Origin of the sequence: Streptomyces sp. NPDC051576, from assembly GCF_040681835.1 — a bacterium.
GTDB lineage: Bacteria > Actinomycetota > Actinomycetes > Streptomycetales > Streptomycetaceae > Streptomyces.
This window is the reverse complement of the sequence record NZ_JBFAZO010000010.1, coordinates 258,706-281,767: the sequence shown is the minus strand read 5'-3', so window position 1 is coordinate 281,767 and position 23,062 is coordinate 258,706. Positions and strand designations below refer to the sequence as shown.

25 protein-coding genes are annotated in these 23,062 nt (G+C 70.9%); 6 read left to right on the top strand and 19 right to left on the bottom strand.

Annotated elements, in window-relative coordinates:
• Positions 1–86 precede the first annotated feature (86 nt).
• The gene (locus AB0M63_RS30850; protein ID WP_366021728.1) at positions 87–1,520 is read left to right on the top strand and encodes an MFS transporter; all 1,434 of its coding nucleotides are present in this window, start codon (positions 87–89) and stop codon (positions 1,518–1,520) included.
• On the opposite strand, the gene AB0M63_RS30845 is transcribed toward AB0M63_RS30850, so the two are convergent.
• From AB0M63_RS30845 to AB0M63_RS30825, 5 genes are all read right to left on the bottom strand, one after another.
• Positions 1,517–2,533 (bottom strand): 1-aminocyclopropane-1-carboxylate deaminase, encoded by a 1,017-nt coding sequence (locus AB0M63_RS30845; RefSeq protein ID WP_366021727.1) that lies wholly within the window; start codon positions 2,531–2,533, stop codon positions 1,517–1,519. The genes AB0M63_RS30850 and AB0M63_RS30845 overlap by 4 nt on opposite strands.
• Before the next feature lie 30 nt (positions 2,534–2,563).
• On the bottom strand, positions 2,564–3,211 hold the full coding sequence (locus AB0M63_RS30840) for a GntR family transcriptional regulator (protein ID WP_355912840.1): 648 nt from the start codon (positions 3,209–3,211) through the stop codon (positions 2,564–2,566).
• Between the two features lie 58 nt (positions 3,212–3,269).
• Positions 3,270–4,865: a TROVE domain-containing protein gene (locus AB0M63_RS30835; protein ID WP_366021726.1), complete on the bottom strand. Its 1,596-nt coding sequence runs from the start codon at positions 4,863–4,865 to the stop codon at positions 3,270–3,272.
• Positions 4,866–5,205: 340 nt separating this feature from the next.
• Positions 5,206–6,663, bottom strand: coding sequence for an alkaline phosphatase PhoX (locus AB0M63_RS30830; protein ID WP_366021725.1), 1,458 nt, complete (start codon positions 6,661–6,663; stop codon positions 5,206–5,208).
• Between the two features lie 174 nt (positions 6,664–6,837).
• Positions 6,838–8,274, bottom strand: a complete 1,437-nt coding sequence (locus AB0M63_RS30825; protein ID WP_366021724.1) for a hypothetical protein — start codon at positions 8,272–8,274, stop codon at positions 6,838–6,840.
• 322 nt (positions 8,275–8,596) lie between these two features.
• Between AB0M63_RS30825 and AB0M63_RS30820 the strand changes: the two genes are divergently transcribed.
• Positions 8,597–10,420 (top strand): endonuclease/exonuclease/phosphatase family protein, encoded by a 1,824-nt coding sequence (locus AB0M63_RS30820; protein ID WP_366021723.1) that lies wholly within the window; start codon positions 8,597–8,599, stop codon positions 10,418–10,420.
• A gap of 126 nt (positions 10,421–10,546) precedes the next feature.
• Here the strand turns inward: AB0M63_RS30820 and AB0M63_RS30815 are convergent, their stop codons facing one another.
• The 5 genes from AB0M63_RS30815 to AB0M63_RS30795 form a co-directional block, all read right to left on the bottom strand.
• Positions 10,547–11,272 carry an SRPBCC domain-containing protein gene (locus AB0M63_RS30815; protein ID WP_366021722.1) on the bottom strand — a complete coding sequence of 242 codons (726 nt, stop codon included), beginning with the start codon at positions 11,270–11,272 and terminating at the stop codon, positions 10,547–10,549.
• A 16-nt stretch (positions 11,273–11,288) separates the two neighbouring features.
• Positions 11,289–11,897, bottom strand: a complete 609-nt coding sequence (locus tag AB0M63_RS30810; RefSeq protein ID WP_355912856.1) for a winged helix-turn-helix domain-containing protein — start codon at positions 11,895–11,897, stop codon at positions 11,289–11,291.
• Between the two features lie 78 nt (positions 11,898–11,975).
• Positions 11,976–12,686 (bottom strand): antibiotic biosynthesis monooxygenase, encoded by a 711-nt coding sequence (locus AB0M63_RS30805; protein WP_366021721.1) that lies wholly within the window; start codon positions 12,684–12,686, stop codon positions 11,976–11,978.
• Between the two features lie 66 nt (positions 12,687–12,752).
• Positions 12,753–13,445: a hypothetical protein gene (locus AB0M63_RS30800; RefSeq protein ID WP_366021720.1), complete on the bottom strand. Its 693-nt coding sequence runs from the start codon at positions 13,443–13,445 to the stop codon at positions 12,753–12,755.
• The gene (locus AB0M63_RS30795) at positions 13,442–13,570 is read right to left on the bottom strand and encodes a hypothetical protein (protein ID WP_355912864.1); all 129 of its coding nucleotides are present in this window, start codon (positions 13,568–13,570) and stop codon (positions 13,442–13,444) included. Before AB0M63_RS30795 ends, AB0M63_RS30800 begins: the two co-directional genes overlap by 4 nt.
• Positions 13,571–13,745: 175 nt before the next feature.
• Between AB0M63_RS30795 and AB0M63_RS30790 the strand changes: the two genes are divergently transcribed.
• Positions 13,746–13,988 carry a hypothetical protein gene (locus AB0M63_RS30790; RefSeq protein WP_355912867.1) on the top strand — a complete coding sequence of 81 codons (243 nt, stop codon included), beginning with the start codon at positions 13,746–13,748 and terminating at the stop codon, positions 13,986–13,988.
• 6 nt (positions 13,989–13,994) lie between these two features.
• Here AB0M63_RS30790 and AB0M63_RS30785 read toward each other — a convergent pair whose 3' ends face one another.
• Positions 13,995–14,597 (bottom strand): hypothetical protein, encoded by a 603-nt coding sequence (locus AB0M63_RS30785; RefSeq protein ID WP_366021719.1) that lies wholly within the window; start codon positions 14,595–14,597, stop codon positions 13,995–13,997.
• A gap of 75 nt (positions 14,598–14,672) precedes the next feature.
• Between AB0M63_RS30785 and dapA the strand changes: the two genes are divergently transcribed.
• Positions 14,673–15,578 (top strand): 4-hydroxy-tetrahydrodipicolinate synthase, encoded by a 906-nt coding sequence (gene dapA / locus AB0M63_RS30780; RefSeq protein WP_366021718.1) that lies wholly within the window; start codon positions 14,673–14,675, stop codon positions 15,576–15,578.
• Between the two features lie 19 nt (positions 15,579–15,597).
• On the opposite strand, the gene AB0M63_RS30775 is transcribed toward dapA, so the two are convergent.
• Together AB0M63_RS30775 and AB0M63_RS30770 are read right to left on the bottom strand one after the other, a co-directional pair.
• Positions 15,598–16,833: a WD40 repeat domain-containing protein gene (locus AB0M63_RS30775; RefSeq protein ID WP_366021717.1), complete on the bottom strand. Its 1,236-nt coding sequence runs from the start codon at positions 16,831–16,833 to the stop codon at positions 15,598–15,600.
• A complete protein-coding gene (locus AB0M63_RS30770; RefSeq protein ID WP_366021716.1) occupies positions 16,830–17,387 on the bottom strand; it encodes a SigE family RNA polymerase sigma factor in 558 nt (185 codons plus the stop codon). Before AB0M63_RS30770 ends, AB0M63_RS30775 begins: the two co-directional genes overlap by 4 nt.
• Before the next feature lie 143 nt (positions 17,388–17,530).
• Between AB0M63_RS30770 and AB0M63_RS30765 the strand changes: the two genes are divergently transcribed.
• Positions 17,531–18,037: a hypothetical protein gene (locus tag AB0M63_RS30765; RefSeq protein ID WP_366021715.1), complete on the top strand. Its 507-nt coding sequence runs from the start codon at positions 17,531–17,533 to the stop codon at positions 18,035–18,037.
• Between the two features lie 51 nt (positions 18,038–18,088).
• On the opposite strand, the gene dapD is transcribed toward AB0M63_RS30765, so the two are convergent.
• From dapD to AB0M63_RS30745, 4 genes are all read right to left on the bottom strand, one after another.
• Entirely contained in the window at positions 18,089–19,078 is a 990-nt protein-coding gene (gene dapD, locus AB0M63_RS30760) for a 2,3,4,5-tetrahydropyridine-2,6-dicarboxylate N-succinyltransferase (RefSeq protein ID WP_355912885.1), read from the bottom strand.
• An 89-nt stretch (positions 19,079–19,167) separates the two neighbouring features.
• Positions 19,168–19,704, bottom strand: coding sequence for a TetR family transcriptional regulator (locus AB0M63_RS30755; protein WP_355912888.1), 537 nt, complete (start codon positions 19,702–19,704; stop codon positions 19,168–19,170).
• Positions 19,704–20,054, bottom strand: a complete 351-nt coding sequence (locus AB0M63_RS30750; RefSeq protein WP_366021714.1) for a multidrug efflux SMR transporter — start codon at positions 20,052–20,054, stop codon at positions 19,704–19,706. The genes AB0M63_RS30755 and AB0M63_RS30750 overlap by 1 nt, the downstream gene beginning before the upstream one ends.
• Positions 20,055–20,090: 36 nt before the next feature.
• A complete protein-coding gene (locus AB0M63_RS30745) occupies positions 20,091–21,092 on the bottom strand; it encodes a sulfotransferase (protein WP_366021713.1) in 1,002 nt (333 codons plus the stop codon).
• Positions 21,093–21,327: 235 nt separating this feature from the next.
• Between AB0M63_RS30745 and AB0M63_RS30740 the strand changes: the two genes are divergently transcribed.
• Complete coding sequence (locus AB0M63_RS30740; protein ID WP_366021712.1) at positions 21,328–22,179, top strand: AbfB domain-containing protein; 852 nt, start codon at positions 21,328–21,330, stop codon at positions 22,177–22,179.
• 75 nt (positions 22,180–22,254) lie between these two features.
• Here AB0M63_RS30740 and AB0M63_RS30735 read toward each other — a convergent pair whose 3' ends face one another.
• On the bottom strand, positions 22,255–22,587 hold the full coding sequence (locus tag AB0M63_RS30735; protein ID WP_355912906.1) for a metal-sulfur cluster assembly factor: 333 nt from the start codon (positions 22,585–22,587) through the stop codon (positions 22,255–22,257).
• Positions 22,584–23,051, bottom strand: a complete 468-nt coding sequence (sufU, locus tag AB0M63_RS30730; RefSeq protein ID WP_366021711.1) for a Fe-S cluster assembly sulfur transfer protein SufU — start codon at positions 23,049–23,051, stop codon at positions 22,584–22,586. Before sufU ends, AB0M63_RS30735 begins: the two co-directional genes overlap by 4 nt.
• Positions 23,052–23,062: the final 11 nt, after the last annotated feature.

The following is a 23,062-nucleotide window of genomic DNA, read 5'->3' as shown; positions in this document are numbered from 1 at the left end:
AACGGAGACAGTCCCCGCTTATTTCGGCGGGCAGTCCGCGCTGCCCGCACGCCTCTCAGCAGGGGACACCAGACCGGGAGAACTCCATGTCCACCCCGTCCACCACCGTCAACGCTCTCTCCGCACCACCCCGACCCGTCAGGCTCGGCACCGTCCTCTTCGTCGTCGTCACCGCCTACTTGATGGTCGGCGTCGACTCCACCGTCGTCAACGTCGCGCTGCCCGACATCCAGAAGGACCTCGACTTCAGCCCCACCGGACTGTCCTGGGTCCTCAACGCCTACACCCTCGCCTTCGGCGGGCTGCTCCTGCTGGGCAGCCGGGTCGGGGACATCGTAGGCCGCCGCCGTACGCTCACGATCGGCGTCCTGCTCTTCGCCACGTCCTCCCTGCTGGGCGGACTGGCCACCGACAGCGCCTGGTTGCTCGCGGCCCGCGCGCTCCAGGGCCTGGGCGCCGCGCTCATCGCGCCCAACACCCTCGCCCTGATCACCACCAACTTCCCGGAGGGCCCGCGCCGCCACCACGCGCTCGGCATCTACACCTCCATGGCCGGTATCGGCGCCTCGGTAGGCCTGGTCATCGGCGGGATGCTCACCTCCTGGGCGTCCTGGCGCTGGTCCCTGCTCATCAACGTGCCGATCGGCATCGCGGTCGCCCTCGCCCTCCCCCGCTTCGTCGGTGAGACCCCGCGCCACGCGGGCCGGTTCGACGCGGCGGGCGCGCTCACCGGCACCGCCGGCATGACCTCGCTGGTGTACGCGTTCATCCGGGTCTCCTCGGACGGCTGGGGCGATCTCCAGGCGCAGTTGGGGTTCAGCGCGGCGGCGGCCCTGCTGGCCGGCTTCACCCTGGTCGAGTCCCGCGCCGAACAGCCGATCATGCCGCTGCGCCTGTTCGCGAGCCGCAACCGGGCGGGCGGCTACGCGGGCGTCCTGCTGCTGCCGGCGGGCATGTTCGGTGCGTTCTACTTCCTCACCCTGATCTGCCAACGGGCCCTGGACTACAGCCCGTTGCGCGCGGGCTTCGCCTTCCTGCCGATGACCCTGGCGATGTTCACGGTCGTCCGCTTCGTACCGCGACTGCTCGCCCGCGTCGGCGCGAAGCCGGTCCTGCTCACCGGCATGACCCTGCTTGCCACTTCGGCCGGGTGGCTCGGGCAACTCCGCTCGGACGACGGCTACTTGACCGGTCTCCTGGGCCCGCTCCTCCTGATGGGCGTGGGCGTAGGCCTCAGCTTCATGCCCCTCAACGCGACGATCCTCGCCGGCATCGAACCCCGCGAGGCGGGCGCCGCGTCCGGCCTGCTCCAGACCCTCCAGTGGCTCGGCGGCACCCTCGGCCTGTCCATCCTGGTCACGGTCTACGGCACGGCGACCCGGCACGCGACCGGATCGCCGTCCGACGTCCTCGTCCACGGCGCGGCCCGCGCCTTCGGCGTCGGAGCGCTGATCGCGCTGACCGCGCTGCTGGTGTCGGCCTTCGTGATCACCGGCAGGAGGACCAAGAAGGCGGCCTAGAACAGGGCGCTGTACGCGTTCAGCGCCGGCTGGCCGCCGAGGTGGGCATAGAGCACGGTGGAGTCCCGGGCGATCTCGCCGCGCTCGACCAGGTCGATCATCCCGGCCATCGACTTGCCCTCGTACACAGGATCGGTGACCATCCCCTCGGTGCGGGCGGCGAGGCGCATCGCCTCCAGGGTGGTCTCGTCCGGGATGCCGTAGATGCCCGCGTGGTAGCGGTCGTCCAGTTCGACGTCGACGACGGTCAACTCGCGCTTGACTCCGATCAGTTGGCCGGTGCCGTGCGCGATGCGGGCCACCTGCTCGCGAGTCTCGGCGGGCTTCGCCGAGGCGTCGATGCCGAGCACGCGTCGCTCACGCCCGCCCGCCTCCTCCAGCGCCCGGAACCCGGCGACCATGCCGGCCTGGGTGGAACCGGTCACCGAGCACACCACCACGGTGTCGAAGAAGACACCCGACTCCCGCTCCTGCTCGGCGACTTCATGGGCCCAGTTGGCGAAGCCCAGGCCGCCGAGCGGGTGGTCGGAGGCACCGGCCGGGATCGCGTACGGCTTGCCGCCGCCCTCCTCGACCTCCCGCAACGCCTGCTCCCAGCTCTCCTTGAAGCCGATACCGAACCCGGCCTTCACCAACCGCACATCGGCTCCGGCGAGCCGGCTGATCAGGATGTTGCCGACCTTGTCGTAGACGGAGTCGGGCCACTCCACCCAACTCTCCTGGATCAGCACACACTTGAGCCCGGCGCGGGCGGCACAGGCCGCGACCTGGCGGGTGTGGTTGGACTGCACACCACCGATCGAGACGAGAGTGTCGCAGCCCTTCGCGAGGGCGTCGGCAACGAGGTACTCCAGCTTGCGCGTCTTGTTGCCGCCGTACGCCACACCGGAGTTGCAGTCCTCGCGCTTGGCCCACAGGGCGGCGCCGCCGAGGTGGGCGGTGAGGCGCTCCAGCGGGTGGACGGGCGAGGGGCCGAAGAGGAGGGGGTAACGGTCGTACGAGGAAAGGGACATGAGGTTCTCCCGGGTCGGTCGGGGCACGGATCAGTCGGGGTCGGCGAGGCCTTCGAGGCCGCGCCAGATCTCCGCCGTCACGCGGACCGCGTCGTCCACGTCGCCGTCGGCACAGGCTTCGATGAGCCGCTCGTGCAGTCCTGCCGAACGGCAGTTGCCGCCCTCGCCGAAGCGTCGTCGCTCCAGCCGGCGGATCAGCGGGGTGTAGCGGGCGACGGTGGCGGCCGCGGCGCGGTTGCCGCTCACCCGGACCAGGACGTCGTGCAGTTCGTCGTCGGCGCGCAGCGCGGCGTCCACGTCCCCGGCGCGCACGGCGGCGGCGAACCGGTCGTTGGCCACGCGCATCACGTCGACGTCCGTGTCCCGCAGGAGCGGTACCGCGATCCGCGTGACCAACTCGTGCAGGGCCCCGACCACGGCCGCCGCGTCCCGTACGTCGGCGGCCACGACCGGGGTCACCCGCGTGTAGCTCTGCGGCTTGCTCTCCAGGAGCCCGTCGTCCACGAGCCGCGAGAACGCCTCCCGCACCGGCGCCCGCGACAGCCCGAGCCGCTCCGCCAGCTCGGCGTCGCGCACCACCGCGCCGGGTTCGATCTCCCCGGCGACGATGGCGTCGCGGATCGCTTCGTAGGCACGATCCCTGAGCAGGGTGCGCCGGACGGGTCGTAGAGCCTCCATGAACCGAATCGTAGAACTGAAATGTTAGATGTCAATACTTGCCGAACGCACTGACATCTCAGGCGGCCCAGGGCCAGTCCGCGTCCCGGGCGGCCTCCAGCAGCGGCACCATCCGGAAGGCCGCGTCCGAGAGGCCGCCGAAGGTGTGCCGGTTCGCCTTGCCGGACGGGCCGTGGCCCGCCCGGTACCCGGCGAGGTTCCAGGTGTAGACCGGTACGTGGGCCGGGACCTGCTCGGTCGGGTCTCCGTGGCGGCTGTACGCGGCCTGCTCGTCGGTGATGATCAGCACCCGGTCCTGGCCCCGGTAGTGCGAGCGGACCGCCGAGGTGGTGTCGGTGCCGCCCAGGTCGCCGAAGCGGCCCAGGGTCTTGAGCACCGAGTCGCGCGCGCCGAAGTCCAGCCGCCTGCTCGTGGTGCCGAACTCGACGAGGTCCGCGTCCGCCGCCCGCAGCGCGAGCGCCGTGCCGAAGATCGCCGCCGCGTCGGCCCGGTTCAGCTCCGAGCGGTCGGACAGCCGCGCGTAGAACATCGAACCCGAGCGGTCCACCAGCACCAGCGTGCGGCCGGGCAGCGCGGGCACGTTGGCCAGCGAGTGGCCGAGCGCCCGCTCCAGCGGGTAAGACCAGCGCAGCGAGGGCGCGTGCTGGTACGCGGCGAGGTACCGGAAGGGGAACTGCCGCGAGCGCGCGACCTCCGCCGGGTCGCTGATCTTCGCCGCGACCCGGGCCGCGACCTCGTCCGAGACCCCGGCCTCGTCGAAGTTCCGCAGGTTGCGGACCAGCGCCATCGAGCCCATGGAGGGGATGACGGCCTCCCAGGCCGCCTTGTCCATCGGGCCCTGGAGCCAGCCGGCCAGCGCCTCCCAGGTCATCCCGGCCGCCGCGAGCCGCTCGGCACCGTCGGGCGCCGTGACGACCGCGCGCCGCTGCGCGACGGGCAGCGCCATCAGCTCGCGGTGCGCGGTCAGCACACCGTTCGACGCGGGCGGTACGGCGGTGTCCGGGTGGTGCCGGCGGTCCAGGGCGTACCGGAACAGCTCGCCCTGCCAGGCCTTGTCCGGGTCCGGCGCCGCGTGCACCAGGTTGAGGATGTCGCCGAAGCGGTACCCCTTGGACGCGGTGTCGTACTTCAGCAGCGACCGGCCGCCGTAGAGGCGTCGTACGGCGTCGGCGACTCCGCGCTTGACGGGCTTGGGGATGTTGCGGCCGTACATCGCGGTCCAGTACGCGAGCAGCTCGCCGGGCTCGTCCGGGCGCCGGAGGACGGAGTCGACGACCTGGCGGTTCGAGGGGCCGTCGGTGGCGCCGACGTCGAGGCGGGCCTTCACGTACTCGGCGGCGCCCACGATCGAGGCGGTACGGAGGTTGCCCTCGCCGCGCAGCCAGCCGAGGAGGCCGGCCGTCCAGGCGGGGTCGGTGACGGCGAGCTCGCGCACGAGGGTCGCGAAGCGGTCGTCGCGGTCGGCGCCGGTCTCGTAGAAGGTCTGCTGCGAGACGAAGTTGGCCACCGAGAGCAGGAAGAGCTCGGAGCGCGCGTCGCGCTCACGGCCCTTGCCGCCCTGATAGGTACGGAGCACTCGGCCCGTGGAGGTGACTCGCGAAGTGGGCCCCGGAGTGGGCTGCGCCTTCGCCGCCTTGGTGTTGAATCGCGCCATGGTGAATTCCCCCGAATTCCTTGGTGTTTCGGGGGGAGAGCGCAGCGAGAGGTGGGTGCCCGAGTTCAGAAAGCGGCGACGGACTTAGCCAGATGCTCTACCGAATTGAGCTACACCGACCCGAAGTCGATGACGGGACTCGAACCCGCAACCGTCCGATCCAATGAAGTAACCGTTGCCTGCGCACCGGGCACCCACCATGAGCTGCGCCTCCCGAGATCAAGAACGGCCGCGGTGTCTGATTCGGTTTCAACGAAGTAACCGCCGCCTGCGCACCGGGAGGTGCGTGCTGTTGTGATCTCAGAGTAGGAGGCGCAACTGATGATGGGCGAACGATTAACTAGCCGCGCTTCTGCCGCTTCCAGGGCCCGGTGATCGCCAGCATGATCCCCGGAGTCTGGATGTTCGCGTACAGCGTCTTGCCGTCGGGCGAGAAGGTGACGCCGGTGAACTCGCTGTATTCCGGCTCCTCTTCGGTGCCGATGTTGAGTTCGTTGCGGGCGATCGGGTATGTACGGCCGCTGTCCGTGGCGCCGAAGAGGTGCTGGATGCCCTCGCCGTCCTCGGCGATGACGAGGCCGCCGTAGGGAGAGACGGTGATGTTGTCGGGGCCGTCGAACGCGCCGTCCACGGACGGGTCCGGGTTGACGCCGAGCAGCACCTTCAGGGTCAGGGTGCGGCGCTTGGGGTCGTAGAACCAGACGGCGCCGTCGTGCTGGACGGGGCTCTCCGTGCGGGCGAACGAGGAGACGATGTAGGTGCCGCCGTCGCCCCACCACATGCCCTCCAGCTTGCGGGCGCGGGTGACCTCACCGGTGGCGAACTGCTTGCGGACGGACACCGACTTCGCGTCGCGGTCGGGGACGTCGACCCAGTCGACGCCGTAGACCGTGCCGATCTTCGTGGCGCGGGAGAGGTCGTCGACGAACTTGCCGCCGGAGTCGAAGCACTTGAAGGCCTGGAGGACACCCGCGTCGTCGGCGAGGGTGCGCAGTCTGCCGCGGCCGTGGTGGAAGTGCTCCGGCGGGGTCCAGCGGTAGAGGAGGCCGTTCGGGTTCGCCGCGTCCTCGGTCAGGTAGAGGTGGCCGCGCTTGGGGTCGACGACGACCGCTTCGTGGGCGTAGCGGCCAAGTGCCTTGATGGGCTTGGGGTTTCGGTTGGCGCGCCGGTCGGCGGGGTCGACCTCGAAGACGTAGCCGTGGTCCTTGGTGAAGCCGTTGGTGCCGGCCTTGTCCTCGGTCTCCTCGCAGGTGAGCCAGGTGTCCCAAGGGGTGTTGCCGCCCGCGCAGTTGGTGGCGGTGCCGGCGATGCCGACCCATTCGGCGACGTGGTCGCGGCGGACCTCGACGACCGTGCAGCCGCCGGCCGCGGCGGGGTCGTAGACGAGGCCCTCGGTGAGCGGGACGGGGTGGGGCCAGTTGGCGCGGGGGCCGGCCAGCTCGTGGTTGTTGACTAGGAGGGTGGCGCCGCGCGGGCCGTCGAAGGTGGACGTGCCGTCGTGGTTGGAGGGGGTGAACTCGCCCGACTCCAGCTGGGTCTTGCCGCTGTAGGTGATGACGCGGTACTTGAAGCCGGCAGGGAGGGCGAGGAGGCCGTCGGGGTCGGCGATCAGCGGGCCGTAGCCGACGCCGACGTGTCCGGCCGTCGATTTCTCGGCCGTGCTCTCGGCGTCGATGTCGGTGTCGGTGGAGGCGAGGGCGTTGGGCGCGGTGGCGAGGGCGCCGACGCTGCCCGCCAGCGCGACCCCGGCACCGGTGATCGCGGATCTGGCGGCGAAATCCCTGCGGGTGAGCGACATGGTGTGTCTCCTGTGACGGTGGGCGTGCCGTGGAGGGTGGCGGACCTCGGTCGGCGCCACGCTTCCGCCCATGTCTGAACACGAGTTGAACACCGGCCGACTTCGCCGGGCTCTCTTCCATGAATCCGTATGCGCTCACCCATGGGACTCAAAAGTCACGGGTGGCTCACTGGCTCAACTCCCTTGCTGGGAGCGGGCCTTGAAGGCCGCCTTCCGTGCTTCCTTGGCGATCCGCTTGTCGGGGTGCAGCCGTCCCATCGCCTCCAGGACGTCCGCGGTCGCCGGATGGTCCACCCGCCAGGCCGCCGCGAAGAACCCGTTGTGCTGCTGGGCCAGTCCCTCGACCAGGGCCTGCAACTCCTCGGAGTTGCCCTCGGCGGCCAGTTGCGCGGCGACCGTGTCGACGGTCAGCCAGAACACGAGTTCCTCGGAGGGCGCGGGAACGTCGCTCGCGCCGTGTTCGCTGAGCCATACGCGGGCGAGGCCGCCCAGTTCGGGGTCGTCCAGCACCTCGCGCAGCGCGGGCTCGGCCTCCTGGCCGACGAGCGAGAGTGCCTGCTGGCAGAGGAGTCGGCGCAGTGGTGCGCCGGGGTCGCCACCGCGGGCCGCGGCGAGCAACTCCCGTGCGGCGGCCAGGGGTTCGCGGCGGGACAGCCACTGTTCGGTCTCGGCGCGCGCGGCTCCCTGCGGGAAGGTCGACGTCCCGTCGAGCAGCGCGTCGGCGCCCTTGTCGGCGAGGTCGCCGACGGCGGGCGCCGCGAAGCCGGCCTCCTGGAGCCGGGCGCGCAGGCCGTAGAGGCCGAGCGGGGTGAGCCGCACCATGCCGTAGCGGGTGACGTCGGTCTCGTCGACGGGTACCGAGGACCCGTCGGCCGGATCGTCGAGGTCGGCCATGAGGGCCTCGTCGACGGGCTGGTACTCGATGATCCCGACCGGTGCGAGCAGCCGGAACTGGTCGTCGAGGCGCATCATCGCGTCGGAGACCTGTTCCAGTACGTCGTTGGTGGGCTCGCCCATGTCGCTGGGCACGATCATCGACGCGGCCAGCGCGGGCAGCGGGACGGGGCCGTCGCCGGGGCCGTCCTCGTTGACGGTGAGCAGATAGAGGTTGCCGAGGACGCCGTCGAGGAACTCGGCCTCCGCCTCGGGGTCCCAGTCGAGTGACGAGAAATCGACCTCGCCGCCCTCGTCCATGGCGTCGACAAGACCGTCCAGATCGGGCACGCTCGCGTCCGCGAGGAGGGTGTCGAGGGCGCCGAGCCAGACCGCGAGCACGTCGTGCGGCGAGCCTGCGGTGAGCAGGGTCAGCTCTTCGCCCGCCGCGACGGTGCCCTCCTCCTCGTCGACGACCTCGACGAGCCCGGTGTCCACGGCGACCCGCCAGGCCTCGCTGGCGTCGGCCGCGGCGTCGTCGCCGGTCAGCCCGAGCACCTCGGCCGCGGCGGGCAACTGCTCGTCGACAAGGCCGCCACCGGCGTCGATCCGGGTGTCGGGCCCCGCCCAGCGGGCGAGCCGGGCCGCCCGGGCGAGCAGAGGGGTGGACAGCGCGTCGCGCGCCAGCTCCGCTTCGGAGTGCAGCCGCACCGGCGGCAGGGGGGAGCTGTCTGACATCGGCGGGTTCTCCTAGGGCGCCTCGATGGCCGTACGACGGCCGTTCACGACACACGACTCAGCCGCTCAGCCTAGACGGATTTCACCCCATGCCGCCCGGTTCACGTCCTGGCCACACGGTGTACATGGCTGAAACCTTGACAACTGGGCGGCCCCGCAATGAGATTGACGCGCGTAGAAATGTCATGGACACCCGATCCAGGTATCTTCTACGCGCGTCGCTACCGCCCCACCGGTCGCGGCTCCCACCGCCGCTGTACCCGCGCCACCCTTTCTACGCACCCTCGTCCCGGCACTCATGCATGTCCCCGGAGGGATCCCGTTGCCGAGCAAGTCCTCCGCGCGTCTCGCCGCGCTGACCGTCGCCGCCGTCTGTTCGATGGCGTCCACGATCGCTCTCACCTCGCCCGCGCACGCCGACGGCGTCCGCATCCATGACATCCAGGGCACCACCCGGGTGTCCCCGTACGCCGGCCAGAAGGTCACGGACGTACCGGGCATCGTCACCGCCGTGCGGACGTACGGCTCGTCCAAGGGCTTCTGGTTCCAGGACGCGACCCCGGACGCCGACCCGGCCACCAGTGAGGGCGTGTTCGTCTTCACCAGCTCGACCCCGAAGGTCGCCGTCGGCGACTCGGTCACCGTCTCCGGCACGGTCTCCGAGTACGTGCCGGGCGGCGCCGCCACGGGCAACCAGTCGCTGACCGAGATCAGCAAGCCGACGGTCACCGTCGTCTCCAGCGGCAACACCGTACCGGCCCCCGTGGTGATCAGCGCCAGGTCGGTGCCGGCCGCGTACACCCCGGCCGGCGACACCGCCGCGAGCGGTTCGATCAACGGGCTGCCCCTCCAGCCGAAGAAGTACGCCCTGGACTACTACGAGTCCCTCGAGGGCATGAACGTCCAGGTCTCCGACGCGCGCGTGGTCACCGCGACCGACCCGTACGCGGAGCTGTGGGTCACGGTCAAGCCGCACGAGAACGCCAGTCGCCGCGGCGGCACGGTCTACGGCTCGTACACCTCGCAGAACACCGGCCGCCTCCAGATCCAGTCCCTGGGCGCGACCGCGGACTTCCCGGTCGTCAACGTCGGCGACAAGCTGACGGGCACCACGGCCGGCCCGATGGACTTCAACGCGTACGGCGGCTACACCCTCGTCGCCAGCGAGATCGGCGCCGTGAAGAGCGGCGGCCTCCAGCGCGAGACGACGAAGAAGCAGTCGAAGAACCAGCTCGCGGTGGCGACGTACAACGTCGAGAACCTCGACCCGTCGGACGCCACCTTCGCCGCGCACGCCGCCGCGATCGTGAACAACCTCCAGTCGCCCGACATCGTGTCCCTGGAGGAGATCCAGGACAACAACGGCGCGACGGACGACGGCACGGTCGACGCGAGCGTCACGGTGAACAAGCTGATCGACGCGATCGTCGCGGCGGGCGGCCCGAAGTACGACTGGCGCTCGATCGACCCGGTCAACGACCAGGACGGCGGCGAGCCCGGCGGCAACATCCGCCAGGTGTTCCTGTTCAACCCGCAGCGGGTCTCCTTCACCGACCGCGCGGGCGGCGACTCCACGACCGCCGTCGGTGTCACCAAGGTGCACGGCAAGGCCCAGCTGACGGCCTCCCCGGGCCGGATCGACCCGGCCAACGCGGCCTGGAGCGCGAGCCGCAAGCCGCTCGCGGGCGAGTTCGTCTTCAAGGGCAAGACGGTCTTCGTGATCTCCAACCACCTGATCTCGAAGGGCGGCGACCAGCCGCTGACCGCGCAGTACCAGCCGGTCACCCGCAGCTCGGAGACCCAGCGGCACGCGCAGGCGACAGCGGTCAACGCCTTCGTCCAGCAGATCCTCGCCGCACAGAAGGACGCGGACGTCATCACGCTCGGCGACATGAACGACTTCGAGTTCTCCGACACCGCGAAGATCCTCGAAGGCAAGGGCGAGCTGTACTCGGCGATCAAGTCCCTGCCGAAGAACGAGCGTTACACGTACGACTACCAGGGCAACGAGCAGGTCCTGGACCAGATCCTGATCAGCCCGTCGATCCGCAAGGACTGCTTCGAGTACGACAGCGTCCACGTCAACTCGGAGTTCAACGACCAGATCAGCGACCACGACCCGCAGGTGCTGCGCTTCCAGCCGTAGGGCATGTTGCGAAAGTCCCGCCTGCCTGGCGGCGCCCGGCCCGCCCTCCGGGCGGACGACGGGACTTTCACAACAGGCCCTAGCACCCACGCGGTCGAAGGCCGGTTGGACGGGGTCCGCACCAGGTCAGGCGAAGGCCCCGTCCAGCCAGTTCTGCCAGGCGAGTTCGTTCGCCTTGGCGTCGGCGTCCGGCGCGAAGTCGTGGACGCTGATGCCGACCGGGGCACCCCAGTGGTTGCGCCCGAAGAAGCGGATCAACGCGCTGTCGGTGCGCAGTCCGATGAAGTACGGGTCCCGGAAGTCGACCACGGCATCCAGGAGTTGACCCTCCGGCCCGCGCGCCTGGACCCGTGCCCCCTCGGCGATGTCGTCCGCGAGGCCGAGCGCCCGGCCGACAACTCCGAGGGCGTCGGCGGCGGTTGAGGCGCCGGGGCCGTTCAGCGTGGCGAAGGCGACGGGCCGGCCCGCGAAGTGGGTGACGTACTCCCGCAGGGTGTGCAGGTAGAAGGCGTTGTGCTTGCTCGCGCCGTCGTACTGGTTGTCCCAGTCGTCGGTGAAGATCCCGCTGTGCACATACCGCACCCAGGCGCGGCGGCCGTCGTCGCGGGGTTCGATGGTCTCGTCGATCTGGTTGCGGCTCTGGGTCGGGAAGCCGACGTCCTCGCTGAAGGCGGTGAGCCGGTGCGGCGGGTCGAAGTTGGTGAGGGTGGATCCGAAGGGGCCGACGCGGTTCTCGCCGTCGAACTCCATCGGCCACAGCCAGCCGCCCGTGCCGTCGGTGATCGCCGCCCACACCTCCTCGGGGGTGGCGTCGACCTCAAACTCGTAGACGATCTCGAATTCCTTGGACATGACCAACTCCTGAGTCCTACTGGTCCAGTTCGGGGGTGGGTGGCTTCTTGACCGTGGGGTGGACGGCGACCACGATCCGGTGGTCGCGGCCCTCCTCCGTCTCCCCCGCGTCGTACTTGCGGATGAGGGCGCTCACCCCTGCGGTCAGTTCCTGGATGAACGCGGCCCGGTCGGCGGCGGACGCGAAGCGCACCTCGCCGTCCAGCGCGTAGGTCGCCAGTCGCTGGTGGGCCTTGGCCGCGCCGGTGATCAGCGAGCCGACGTCCCGCACCAGCCGGGCGCCGAGCGCCAGCAGCCAGCGCGCGGAGAGCTGGTCGCGGAAACGGTCCGGGTCCGGCTGTACGGCGGCGAGCGCGAGCGGTGAGATGACGTACGACGCGGCGGTCGCGCGCATCAGCCGCTCGGTGACATTGCCCTTGCGCCGCTCCCCCGCCAGCTCGACCAGGCCGTGCCGCTCCAGCGCCTTGAGGTGGTAGTTCACCTTCTGCCGGGGCAGTCCGACCTTGCCGCCCAGCATGGTGGCGGACGCGGGTCCGGCCGCCAGCTCGGCGAGCAGCCGGGCCCTTATGGGGTCCAGCGAGACGGCTGCGGCCTCGGGGTCCTCGATCACGGTGACGTCCAGCATGGGTCCACTGTCTCACCGAAAACTTTTCTTGTCCAGAGGAGTGAGGTTGTCGGTGAGAGCCGGCTGCGGGCCCTCCGCTCAGTCGGGGACCAGCCCGAGCGCGTGGTCGTAGCGGCTGACCGTGGTGCTCTTCAAGCCCGGCCAGGTCTGGACGCGTTCCCACAGTGCGGTGGCGGAGCCGATGCCGTCGCCCGGGGCCGCGAGGGCCTCGATGTGGGACTGGGCGCTGTCCCACTCGGCGTAGTTGAGGACGCGGGTGCCGTCGGTGGAGAGGTGGAAGTGGGCGGAGATGCCACCGGGGTGCGGGGCCGGTTCGTGCTCCAGCGCCTCGAACACGGCGTCCACCCAGGCGCGTTGGCGATCGGGGTCGGGACCCTCGAACTCGATGTCGACGATCACCACGCATCCCGGCACCCGGCCGCCCCGGTCCGCCGGGCCACCGCTGCGGTAGTGCCGGTAGCGGCCGAGGCCCAGTCGTTCGATGCCGGGTACGGCGGTGTCGATCTCGTCGACGCGCTCCTGACGGCGGGTCCGGACGAAGGCCTCGTACGCCTGCTCGCTCGTCCACTGCGAGTAGTGCAGCAGGGTCGAGGCGTCGTGGCCGGTGTAGACGTGATAGCCGAGGAGGTCGTCGCTGGGCCACGGCCGGCGCTCCCAGGCCCCGGCGACCGCCTCGGCCGTCTGCCGCTGGCGCAGTGGTGTGCCCACGCGCCAGGTGCTGAAGAAGGGGGCGCCGACGCGGGGGTCGGAGAGGTCGGGGTGGGAGTCGGTGCGACGGGTCGTGCTCATTCGGGCCTCCACTGATCGGTACGGGTGTGTGCACCGACCAGCCTTCAACCTCGACCAACCTTGAGGTCAAGGCTCGGCCTGTCGCTGCGCCCCGCCCCCTTCCAGGCGTGCCAGCCGGCTCTGGAACCAGTCGAGCCTGGCCTGCAACAGGGCGGCCTCCGCGACGAGTTCGGGCACACCGAGCCCCTCGGGCAGCCCGGGGTCGACGGTCACCGTCGCGCCGCCGCTCCCCGCCACCACCCGCAGTCCGTCCCCGGCCAGCCGGGCGAACGTGGCGAGCGAGACGGACGTACGGCCACGGACGCAGCCCGCGCACGCGGCGGCCAGGGCGCGCCAACCGGGCCTGCCCCAACCGGCGTCGGCGAGCGCGACGGCTCGCGCGCCGCAGGCGCAGGGGCCGACGGTGGCGGTGCGGACGCGCTGGCGGGCGTAGCGGAAGCCGAGTTCGAAGCGGATGTAGGCGCCGAGCACGGTGATGTCGAGGAGGACCGCCTCGCGGCGCTCGGCGGTGCACAACAGGGCTTCCGCGGACGCCCGTTCGTGCACACAGTGGAAGCCGCAGTCGCAGCGTCGCGCGGGGGCCCGGTGCCGTCGGCCGTACACGCAGGACGCGTCGGCCACGACTCCGTACGGCAGCGCGCCGCCCAGCGACACACCGGTGAACCCGGCCCGGGTGCCGTCCTGGGACAGCACCGGGTGGGCGATCTTGAATCCGGTCGGCGGCTCCGTCGGTCGTTCCTCGGGGAGCCGCAGCCTCATCGGGCGGCCGGGACCTCTTCGGGCACCTTCAACTCCTCGGCCTGCTCAGCCGGTTGAAGTTCCTCTTCGTGGTCCTGCGGCCGCTCTTCGGCGACTCCGGTGGCCAGTGCCTTGCCGAGCTTCATGACGCCTCCCGTGACCAGGGGTGGATCCAAGGGTGGATCAACTTCCTACGCCTGTGGCCTTCCTGGCCATGGTGGCCCATGAAGGGGCTAATTGGACATAGGGCCTTGTGACGGCGGGCGGGCGGCAGGCGGCGGTGTACGCATGGCCGGGGGCGCCGACGGGCATTGTGGCCCTGTGCACACGTTCGGGGTCGTCATCATCGTGGTCGTCGGCCTGTTCGTCTGGCTGCTCGCCGCGCTGCTCCTCGGCATCGGCCACACCTACTGGAACGCACGATGGACACGGGCGGCACACGTCGTGGTGTCCGTGGCGATCCTGGGGGCGCTGGCGTTCGGGGTCTACCGGCTCGCGCTCGCCATTCCGGCCGACGGGTGCGGTGGGTCGTCGGCCCAGAAGTCGTGGTGCTCGCTGGACTGATGCCGGTCAGTACGGGCCGCCCCGGAAGTACACGCTGCGCTGACGGCGAGGCCGGTCGCCGTGTTCGTGTGCCGCGTCGGAGCGGTCGGCGGGGGCCGTGCGGTCGGCCAGGGCTCGGAGGGTCTTCAGGCCGGTCAGGATCTCGGCGCGGTGTTCGGAGGTCTTCATCCACGCCGGCATTCGCGCGAACATCGCCAGGGTCGGCGAGAGTACGTCGCGTTCGCGCAACCGCGCGCCGACATAGGCCGAGAGGGCGTCGACATGCGTCTCGTCGTAGGCCCACAGGACGTGGCCGACGCACCGGGTCTGGAGCCAGAGGGGTCGCCGGAAGAAGGGGTCCTCGGTGCCGCCGGGTTCGGCGCCGACCAGGCCGTTGTCCCGCAGGTCGGCCGTCCAGTCGCGGACGGCACCGCATCCGGCGCACACCAACCGGCGTGGCTGGTACAGGAGTTCCATGGCGTACCTGGGCGCGGGCAGACCGGGTCGCGGGGCCACGACCGCGCGGCCACCGCAGCCGGGGCAGACCACCAGTACGCGGCCGGTGAACCGGGCCAGCGGGACGCCGTCGTCGCGGTGGCGCGCGGAGTCCCCGGTGTCCACGTCATCCATGTCGCAGCATTCCTTATCGATACCCTATAGAAGAATTAAGTGGAGCTTCACTGTCGCTCCGCCGAGACTACTCCCATGACGAACACCGCACCCTCCGCCCCGCCACCCTTCGGCCGCGCCCTGTGCGCGATGGTCACGCCCTTCACGGAGACGGGAACACTCGACCTCGACGGTGCCCAGCTCCTCGCCGAGCGGCTGGTGTCGGAGGGCTGTGACGGGCTCGTGCTGTCCGGGACGACCGGCGAGTCGCCGACCACCACGGACGCGGAGAAGTCGGCACTCGTCACGGCGGTCCGCGAGGCCGTCGGCGACCGTGTCCCCCTTGTCTCGGGCGTCGGCACCTTCGACACCCGGCACACCGTGGAACTCGCCCTGGCGGCCGAAAAGGCGGGCGCGGACGGGGTGTTGGTGGTCTCGCCCTACTACAGCAGGCCCCCGCAGGACGCCCTGGAAGCACACTTCCGCGAGGTCGCCGACGCCTCCGGACTGCCCCTCATGCTCTACGACATCCCGGGCCGCACCGGCACCCGTATCGAACCGGAGACCATGATCCGGCTCGCCGAGCATCCCAGGATCGTCGCGGTCAAGGACTGCTCCTACGATCTCCTCGGCGTCCAAAAGGTGCTGGCCCGCACCGACTTGGCGTACTACGCGGGGTGCGACGAGCACATTCTCGCGCTGTACGCGGTGGGCGCGACGGGGTACGTGAGCACGGTCGCGAACGTCGTGCCCGCCCAACTCCGGGCGATCCTGGACGCGTTCGAGGCGGGCGACACCCCCGTGTCCGCCCGCCTCCAGCAACGCGCCACGCCGCTCATCGAGTTGATGATGGCGGCGGGGCTGCCCGGCACCGTCACCACGAAGGCCCTTCTCAACACGCTGGGCCTGCCCGGGGGTCCGGTCCGGGCGCCGCTGCGGTCCGCCGACCGCGGGGCGGTCGACGAACTCCTGGCGGCCTACGAGGAGTTCACGGCCGCCTGATCAACCGCGGCAAGCGTGGTCAACCGCGGGCGAAGACGGGCTGCCACGCCTGCCCCTCGTCGTACTCGTCCTCGCGGACGCCGCTCAGCGGCACGATCCTGTCGCTGCCGATCGTGACCAGCACGAGCCGTGCCCGGTACGGCTCCTCCAGGCTCGTGGTCCGCTCCCAGGCGATGAGCCGCCTGTCGTCGGCCCAGGCGAGCAGTTCGGCCCCGCGGACCCTGGTGATCTCCTTGCCGGTGTAGGGGTCACTGATCGAGGAGTACGACTTCCCGGGAGATCCCCCGACCTCCTTCGTCAGGCCGAGGGCGGCGAGCCTGCCGTTCGGGGACAGCCGGGCGTCGACGTCCGACCGCAGGTACTTCTCGTTCGCGGGGGCGGCGACCTTCGCGCCCTTGAGGTCGTAGAACTGCTGCATCCCGTCCCGGCCGCCGATGACCTGCGAGTACACCCGGTCGCCGGCGCGGCTGAAGGCGAAGTCCTGGCGGGAGTTGATGTCACGGTCGGCCGCGACCCGGGTCCAGGGGCCCTCGCCAGAGGCCACGTCGAGGTCGTAGAAGCCGGAGCGGCTGGTCTCGCCGAAGGCCGGTCCCCAGTCCCACACCCTCTTGCCGTCGGAGCTGTCGGTGGCCTGCACCTTGACGCGCGCGTCCGGATCGGCTCCGTACGTCGTCGCCACGAGCCTGCTCCCGTCGTAGGAGAACGCGAGCCCGCCGACCCGGTGGTCGACCAGGATCCACCGCTCGACCTTCCCGGTCGCGAGGTCGAGCAGGCCGATCCGTCGGGCGGGCAGGTTCCGCTCCAGTACGGCGGCGGTCCGCGCACCCGGAGCGATGGCGACGAAACTCCACCGGGAGTCCTTCTGGTACCTCCCGGTGTCCGGGTCGAGCAGCCAGTACGTCCGCGTGGCGGTCCCCCGGCCGTCCTGCTGCGGCACGGTCCGCACCGTGTAGTAGGCGGCCAGCACCGACTGCCCGGCCGCGATCCGGTCGCGCGGTGGCGCCTGGTCGGGGTGGGAGGTGATCCCGTTCCGGTCCACCACGCCCGTGGGCCGTACGTCGTCCTTCCCGGAGTCCAGCAGGGGCACGGACACCGCCACCGCGACCACGGCGGCCGCGGCGGCGGCGACGGACGCGAGCCTGCGCATCCGGCGGCGGCGGACGAACAGCACCCGGTCGGCGAACCCCGCCGCCGTCGGCGTCTGCCGGGAGGCCTGTTCGCGCAGGGAGTCACGCACCAGTTCCTCGATGTTCATGGACGCATCTCCACGGGTGAGAAGTCACGGGCCGGCCGGTCCTCGGCCGAGGCCGGCCCGAGGGCGGCCAACTCCGGTGCGAGAGCGCGCAGTCGGGCCAGGGAACGGTGGGTGGTGGAGCGTACGGTGCCGACCGAGCAGCCCAGGAGGCGGGCCACGTCGGCCTCGGGGAGGTCCTCGAAGTAGCGGAGCACGAGCACGGTGCGCTGGCGGGCGGTGAGCCGGGACAGCGCCTCGCGCATCACCAGGCGCAGTTCGGCCGCCGACGCGGCGTCGACGCCCGCGCCCGCCTCGGGCGGTTCGGCGACACTGACCTCGCGTCTGCGCCACTTCAGCCGCCAACGGCTGACCTGCTGCCGGTAGAGGATCCGCCGTACGTAGGCCTCGGGCTCGTCGATCCGCTGCCACCGCCCGGCCGCCTTGACGAGGGCGTTCTGGAGCAGGTCCTCACCGGCGTGCCGGTCTCCCCCGCACAGCAGCACGGCCGTCTTCAGCAGGGCAGAGGACCTGCTGTCCACGAAGTCCCGGAAACCCTCCAGCCCTTCGGCATCCATCGTCACCTTCTCTTCCCCCGGCGGCGCCCGTGCGCCGCCTCCGTGTCCCTGGAGACGCTCGCGGAGGTGCGCCACTATGCCTGTCGGCGCGAGAAATTTCCGCTGTCCCGCACGCCCTGCGGCCGCTCCCGTACGGTGACCCCATGAGCCGCCGCCCCCTGCTGTTCCTCGACGTCGACGGCCCCCTCAACCCGTACGCCGCGCAGCCGGAGCGCCGCCCCGAGGGCTATACGACGATCAGGGCCGCCGTGCGGCCGGGCCGCCCGCTCCGGGTCTGGCTGAACCCGGCGCACGGCCCGGCGCTCCTGGGTCTCGGCTACGACCTGTGCTGGGCGACCACGTGGATGGACACCGCGAACCGCTGGATCGGTCCGGTCGTCGGGCTGCCCGAGCTGCCGTACGTCGACTTCGGCACCAGCCTGTTCGCCGTGCGGCCCGACGGGGTCCACTGGAAGACGGAGGCGATCGTGGCGTACGCCGAGGGCCGTCCGTTCGCCTGGGTGGACGACGAACAGAGCGCGCCGGACGGTGAGTTCGTGACGGCCCATCATCCCGGCCCGGCGCTGCTGCACCACGTGAACCCCCGACTCGGGCTGCGCGAGGGGGACTTCACGGCGCTGGCCGGTTTCGCGGCGACCGTACGGACATGAGTGAGCGCCCTCCCGGCGGCGGAAGGGCGCTCGAGTCATGTCACCGCACCGCTAGTTGTGGCTGTGCAGGATCTCGTTCAGGCCGCCCCAGACCGCGTTGTTCGGGCGGGCCTCGACCGTGCCGGTGACCGAGTTGCGGCGGAAGAGGATGTTGGAGGCGCCGGAGAGTTCACGGGCCTTGACGATCTGGCCGTCGGGCATCGTGACGCGGGTGCCGGCGGTGACGTAGAGACCGGCCTCGACGACGCACTCGTCGCCGAGCGCGATGCCGACGCCCGCCTCGGCGCCGACCAGGCAGCGCTCGCCGATGGTGATGCGGACGTTGCCGCCGCCGGACAGCGTGCCCATGGTGGACGCGCCGCCGCCGATGTCCGAGCCGTCGCCGATCACGACACCGGCGGAGATCCGGCCCTCGACCATCGACGTGCCGAGCGTGCCGGCGTTGAAGTTGACGAAGCCCTCGTGCATCACGGTGGTGCCCTCGGCGAGGTGCGCGCCGAGCCGGACCCGGTCGGCGTCGGCGATGCGGACGCCCTTGGGGGCGACGTAGTCCGTCATGCGCGGGAACTTGTCGATGGACGTCACCTGGAGGTGCAGGCCCTCGGCGCGCGCGTTCAGCCGGACCTTCTCCACGTCGTCCACGGCGACCGGGCCGAGCGAGGTCCAGGCGACGTTGGCGAGGAAGCCGAACATGCCGTCCAGGCTCTGGCCGTGCGGCTGGACCAGGCGGTGCGAGAGGAGGTGCAGGCGCAGGTACACGTCGTGCGCGTCGAGCGGCTTGTCGTCGAGGGAGGCGATGACCGTGCGGACCGCGATCACTTCGACGCCCCGGCGGGCGTCCGGGCCGATCGCCTTGGCCGCGCCCGCGCCGAGCAGTTCCACGGCACGCTCGGCGGAGAGCCGTTCCGTACCGGCGGGCCCGGGTTCGGCGGACAGTCCGGGCGCGGGGAACCAGGTGTCGAGGACGGTCCCGTCGGCGGCGACGGTGGCGAGGCCGGCGGCAACGGCGCCGGTGGTGCGAGCTGCGGTCGTGTCGGTCATGAGGGAAACCTAACCTGGCGGGGGCGACGGGGACCAACTCGTCCACGGGGCGTCTCAGGGAACGACACACACGGGCCCCGCGGGCCCGCTCAGGGGATCACCCGTCCCAACACCTCCCGCGCGTACGCCTCGTCGTACGGCGCGTCCGTCAGCAGCACCTGGAGACAGATCCCGTCCACCAGCGCGACCAGCGCCCGCGCGGTCACCGGGTCGGTGCGCCGGGACAGCCGCTCGGCGAGGTCCCGGGCCCATTCGTCGGCGACGGGGCGCAGGGCGGGGCGGCGCAGGGCGGCCAGATACAGCTCGTACTCCAGCTCCACACCCGTGCGGTCGCCCGCGAGCCACTCCCCCATCCAGCCGGCCAGCTCCCCGGCCAGGTCGGTACCCGGGTCCTCCAGGCCGCCGCGCGCCGCGATCACCTTGGCGAAGCCCTCGTTGGCCTGGCGCAGTGCGGCGACCATCAGTTCGTCGAGGGTCTTGAAGTGGTACGTCGTCGAGCCGAGCGGTACGTCGGCCTCGGCGGCGGCGGAGCGGTGGCTCAGCCCGGCGATGCCCTTCTGCCCGACGACCCGGATCGCCGCGTCGATGATCCGCCGGCGCCGCTCGGGGTCGTAGCGCCGGGCCATCAGTGCGCGCCGCCCAGGTTGAGGACCACGACCCCGATGATGATCAGCGCGGTGCCGGCGGCCTTCGCGAAGGTCATCCCCTCGCCCAGGAATACCGTCCCGATGCCCACGACGGCCGCGGTGCCGAGGCCGGCCCAGATCGCGTAGGCCGTACCCACCGACATGGACTTCAGCGTCTGCGCGAGCAGCGCGAAGGAGAGCACGTATCCGAGGACCGTGAGGACCGAGGGCCACAGCCGGCTGAAGCCGTGGCTGAACTTCATGGCGGTGGTGCCGCCCACCTCCCCGGCGATCGCCGTGAGGAGCATCAGGAATCCCATGTGTACGAGTGTACATAACGGGGGTGGCACAGTCCGGCCACAGAGTGACCGGCCGGCGCCCGCGGATCAGACCCCGGACTCCGATGCGGCGACCGGCCCCGGTTCGCGCATCCGCGCCACACGGTCGAGCAGTCGCCGCTTGGCGTGGGCCGCGCAGCGCAGCGCCGACACCCGTCGATAGCGCAGGAGTTCGGCCGGGTCGGGACGGACTGCGCCGCTCAGTTCGTAGCCGTGCCGGACCAGACGGTCGCCCAACACGGCGTCGCACAACCGGATCTGATCGGGCGTCAGGCGCAGTTGCCAACTGCCGGCCCGGGATGCGTCCAGCGCACCGTGGGTGCGCCGGTGCCAGGTCTTGCGGGCGGGCACCGCCTGCCGGGCGAGCCGACGCGGCTCGGTCATCTCGGGGGCGTACTCCTCGCCCAAGTAGGCGCAGATCTCCCTGAGTCGGGGCTCGGGGTCGGCCAACAGGTCCTCGAAGCGGACCTCGTGCCAGCTGTCCGGCCCCAACTTGCCCGCGTAGCGCCGCGTCACGTCCATCACCTGCGCCCAGGTGGCGACGGCCTCGTGGAAACCGCGGTGCCACCAGGGCATGCCGAGCAGCGAGGCGACGCAGTCGCGGCCGTCCCGGACCAGGTGCACGAACTGCGCGTCCGGGAAGAGCCGCAGGATCTCCTCGACATGCAGGGCGTACGCGGGACGCTTGTCGCCCCAGCGCGCCTTGCCGTGGCTCTCCGCGTACGCCCTGAGCGTGATCCCGAGGGCCGAGCCGAGGGTGGGCGGGCCGCCCGCGATCTGCCGCGCCACCGCGCCCGCGTCGAGCCCCAGTTCATGGAAGCGGGTCTCCTTCCGCCCGGTGATCCACCGGGCGAGCCCGGCCCGGTTGTCCGGTTCCCGCAGGTCACCGAAGCGGAGCCGGTCCTCGTAGGCGGGGAGCACGAAGCGGGTCTCGGGCGGGAGCGCGATTCTCGGGTGCGCGTGCAGCATCAGCTGCAGCAGCGTGGTGCCGGAACGGGGGCAGCCGAGGACGAACACGGGGCGGGTGGGGGTAAGAGCGGAGGTAGCCACTCCGCCACGGTGCCGTCCGTCGATGAGCCGACCATGGGAGGGCACTGAGAGGCGGATGTGAAGTCCCATACGTCACACGAGGGCCGTTACGTCGCACGTCGGTGCCGGAATCTCGTAGAAACCGCTCGCTGAAACGGCTGCTCGGAGTCCTCTCGCTCCACTACTGTTTCACCGTTCACACACCTGGCTCTTACGGTCACGACCGTCGCCATGGGCGCCGCTGGAGGAACAGCGCATGCCAGACAGTACGTCCCCACCCTCCCCCAACTCCCCCTGGGAGAACGGCTGGACCCCCGACAGCTCCCGAGCCCCCGGAACACGGCGGCTCTGGCTGGCCGGGGCGCTCGCCCTGACCACCGTCCTCACCTGCGTCGCCACGATCGCCGTGATGGACAAGTCGTCGGACGAGGCAGCACCCGCGAACCAGGCCGATCCCACCTCACCCATCGGCGCGGACGGTCCCGGCCTGCTCTCCTTCGCCTCACCGTCGAAGAAGAGCACGCCCACGCCGGACGAGCACACACCGGCCTCGGCGACGGCGCCGACCACCCCTTCGGCCGCCGCCGCGAAACACAGCACCACACCGTCCGCAAAGGCACCCGCGCCGTCCAAGTCGGCGGCGTCCCAAGGGAGTTCATCCGGGTCATCCGGCTCGTCCAGCTCCTCGGCCACCTGGAGGTCGGTCCGCTCGGTCAACTACCCGGACCGCTACTGGCAGGTGAGCGGCGACTACGTCAAGCTCAACCCGATCAGCTCCGCCGCGGCCCGCCGCGCCGCCACCTTCAAACTGGTCAAGGGCCTTGCCAACAGCTCCTGTTACTCCTTCACGACGGCCGACGGCAGCTACCTCCGCCACCGCAACTTCATCCTCCGCGCGGAACGCGACGACGGCTCGTCCCTCTTCAAGCAGGACGCCACCTTCTGCCCCCGCACGTCGTCCTACTCGGGCGCGGTGATGCTGGAGTCGGTCAACTACCCGGGCCGCTACCTGCGCCACCAGAACTTCCAGCTCAAGCTGGACCAGTTCCAGAACAGCGGCCAGTACCGCGCGGATTCGGCGTTCCGGCTGGTGGACGGGCTGTCGTAGCAGCGTGAGAAAGAAGAGAAGGGGGCGGCACCCATCGGGTGCCGCCCCCTTCCGCAGGCCTCGTACGGAGTCGGCTCAGACGTTGAAGCCGAGCGCCCGCAACTGCTCCCGCCCATCGTCCGTGATCTTGTCCGGGCCCCACGGCGGCATCCAGACCCAGTTGATGCGCAGCTCGTTGACGAGGCCGTCCGTGGCGGACTTGGCCTGGTCCTCGATGACGTCGGTCAGCGGGCAGGCCGCCGAGGTCAGGGTCATGTCGATGGTGGCGATGTTGGCGTCGTCGATGTGCACGCCGTAGATGAGGCCGAGGTTGACGACGTCGATGCCCAGTTCGGGGTCGACGACGTCCAGCAGGGCCTCGCGGACCTCCTCCTCGGAGGCGGGCTTGATCTCTGTGGTCTCGCTCATGCCGTCTTCCTTTCGGCGTCGGCTCCGCCCAGGGCCTGGGCCGTCGCGTCCTTCCACGCCATCCAGCTCAGGAGGGCGCACTTCACCCGTGCCGGGTACTTGGAGACACCGGCGAACGCGACCGCGTCCTCCAGCACCTCCTCCATCGCATCGTCGGGCTCGATCCTGCCCTTGGACTGCATCAGCTCCAGGAAGGTCTCCTGGATCTTCTGCGCCTGGGACAGCTCCTTGCCGACGAGGAGGTCGTTCAGTACGGAGGCCGAGGCCTGGCTGATGGAGCAGCCCTGGCCCTCGTAGGAGATGTCGGTGATCTGCTCGCCGTCGTACTTCACGCGCAGGGTGATCTCGTCGCCGCACGTCGGGTTGACGTGGTGCACCTCGGCATCGCCGTCCCGCAAGCCCCGGCCGTGCGGGTGCTTGTAGTGGTCCAGGATGACTTCCTGGTACATCGAATCCAGCTTCACGTCTCAGCCAG